A 412-nucleotide genomic window follows, 5' to 3' on the forward strand; every position below is an offset into this window, starting at 1 on the left:
CGGTAGCCCGCGACGCGCGCGCGGGCTAGCCTTGGGGGGGCGCCCGCCGGAAGATCTCGCGGAACATCCCGGGCGTGAGGATGGAGAGCGGGTTGACCCCCACCTCCGGCGCGTCCGGGCTGCCCCGCAGCGTGTAGTTGAACCCCACGAGCCCCTCGCCCCGCCGCGTCAGCAGCTCGCCGATGCCGTTGACGAAGTAGAAGGGCGAGACCACGCCGCGAAAGTCCATCCGCCGCGCGGCCGTGTCGTAGACCCCGTCGAGCGACAGGCCCAGCCCCGCGCCGACGGCGCTGGCGCTCGACACGGTGACGGCCGTGGGGTCGATGCGGACGTCGGCCAGCACCTCGTCGAAGACGATCCCCTGCCCGCCGAGCTGCTGGAGCAGCCCCACCACCGAGACGGCGTTGAGGAG

General features: G+C 73.3%; 1 protein-coding gene. It reads right to left on the minus strand.

The window, feature by feature from the left end; translation table 11 throughout:
* Nucleotides 1-25: 25 nt before the first annotated feature.
* A partial coding sequence (locus D7Y13_RS43920; RefSeq protein WP_167508832.1) for an AsmA-like C-terminal region-containing protein occupies nt 26-412 on the minus strand: 387 nt, incomplete at its 5' end.

This window comes from Corallococcus praedator (assembly GCF_003612125.1).
Lineage (GTDB): Bacteria > Myxococcota > Myxococcia > Myxococcales > Myxococcaceae > Corallococcus > Corallococcus praedator.